This window comes from Candidatus Darwinibacter acetoxidans (genome assembly GCF_041936445.1).
GTDB lineage: Bacteria > Bacillota > Limnochordia > Darwinibacteriales > Darwinibacteriaceae > DTU010.
The window spans coordinates 1-2,004 of sequence record NZ_JBHGXH010000072.1 but is presented as its reverse complement, the minus strand read 5'-3'; the positions used below and the strand labels follow the sequence as shown (position 1 = coordinate 2,004).

Sequence of the window (2,004 nt, the reverse complement as noted above, 5' to 3'; positions counted from 1 at the left end):
GTTTGATATCATAGTTCACCTCCCCCGAGCCTCTCCTGTGCCAGCGTCACCCATTGCCGGCCTCGTAGGATCTCCGGGCATGGGGGCGCGTCGCCGTTCGGGTCGTCGGGGTCGAAGTAGTAGCGCCGTGTGATCTCTCTCCACACTTGAGGTGAGGGGACCGTGTAGCAGCGTACCTGCCGGGTCCCGACCACCTCACGCTTCCCGTCCCCGGTTGCCCGGGCCACGTCACAGAGTTTAATCGTTCGCCGGTCACTCTCGAACCCGATCCCGGTAAGCGCGGTTGTCACCGACCGGGGCGATACCCTGAGAAGGTCGCCGACCATTGCCGGGGTCACGGCCTGCAGTTGCTCGGTGAGGTCGTAGTACTGCCGGTATCGCTCCTCGTCGGGCGTGGTATCCCCACTCGCAAGGGAGTACACGAGGTTGAACATGCTCCCTTCCCACGACATGGCGCGCTGCTTCTTCACCTCGATCTGCCGGTCAAGCATATACTGCCGGAACCGCTCTTCCCCGTCGGGGTAGAGCTGCAGCACTATGGAGAGAGGGCGCAACATTTGCTTCAGCCGGGGCTCCACGTCGATATCGCTGCAGTCCATGAGCGTTTCCCCGTCGATCTCGTTCCAGTGGGTGAGCACGAACCGGGCGATATGAGCACGCACCTGTTGCACGGCCTCGTGGTACTCCTTCCCGAGTTCCACCGGGATATCGCGCCTCTCTGTCTCGTACGGGGTGATCGAAAGGCACCGACCTTCTGTGGCCACATCGCCGAATGGCTGACGCATGCCGATCACCTTCGGGCCGAAGGGATCATAGAACTCCTGCTGCTTCGGGTCGTTCTTGTCGGAGAGAATGAAGTACTGCCCACGCTCGAAACCGAGGTTTAGGTACTTGATCAGGGGGTCTTCTGCTCCTCCTGATAGGTCGCTCTCGTCGATCAGAAGCGTTCCCTGCCATTTCTCTTTGAACCGCATGATCCCCGATCTGGTGCTCGATCCTCCGGCTGTGATCGGAAGGAAACAGAGATCCCCGGTTGCACGCACAAGCCTGCTCTTCCCTTTCCCGGTATCGGCCAAAAACCGGAGATAGGGGCTTGTCGCGCTCTTCCGATAGAACCACGTGTAAATCGCGTACCACGTCAGAAGCTCCCGTTCGTGGGGCTTCACGTCCACATACCTGTAGAGGTGCGCCTGGACCATTTCGGAGAGCTCTTGAGGGCTGAGGAGCGCTGCAGCCTCCAGCGCCTCCTTCCGGGGCAACCCCACAATGTGGACGAGATCCCCACTGTCTGCGTGCCGGTCAAGGGGCCGGGGGTAAACCTCCTCGCCGTGCTCGTCGGTCACGCTCTCTCGGAAGACCACCTCCCCGTTCTCGATCCCAGCAAACAGGAATTGCTGATCCCCGGTGATCACGTCGATCCATATTCCGTCCTCTGTAACCACATGTGATTTGAGCTTCTTGGGCTGCTCCTCCTCGGGCTCTTGCTCGTTGCCGGTCCTCTTCTGCTTCCCCCGGGGCCGGGGCCGTTCCTGCTTCGGGGTGTAGGTCTCTCTCACACCCTGCAGGGCTGTGGTGATTGTGCGCTGCAGGTAGTCGTCCCGGTCCATTTTCTGCCGGTAAAGTCCCGATTGCCTCATGAGTCGAGCAATCTGTGAGGGGTCGCGCGTGTAGAAACACAAGAGGTTGCATAGCGCTTGGTCGGCTTCGCTCGCAGAGGGATACCCGGCTGTGCTGCCGTTCCACAGTGCGTTGAAGGTTGCGCTGTTTCGGGCTTTCTGACAGAGGGCGATCACTTCCTCGTCGGCGAGGTCCACATGGTGGGTGGGTTCGCGCCGGGGCTGCTCCCTCGGCTCCTGCTCTTTGGGGGCGCTGATCTTCGCGTAAAGCGCCTCAATGCTCCCCGGGGCCGGCTCTCGCACCTCTGCAGGGGTGCCGGGAATGTGGTTGCCGGTGACGGTGAAATATCGACCGTCGTCGTACATTTCGAGGTCTCCACGCCGGCAG

Annotated in this window: 1 protein-coding gene; it reads right to left on the bottom strand. The window is 61.1% G+C overall.

Going from position 1 to position 2,004, the window contains the following annotated elements; all coding sequences use genetic code 11:
- Positions 1-8 precede the first annotated feature (8 nt).
- Positions 9-2,004, bottom strand: a 1,996-nt coding sequence (locus ACE4YL_RS02610) for a phage NrS-1 polymerase family protein (protein WP_461369144.1), incomplete at its 5' end; no start/stop codon positions are given.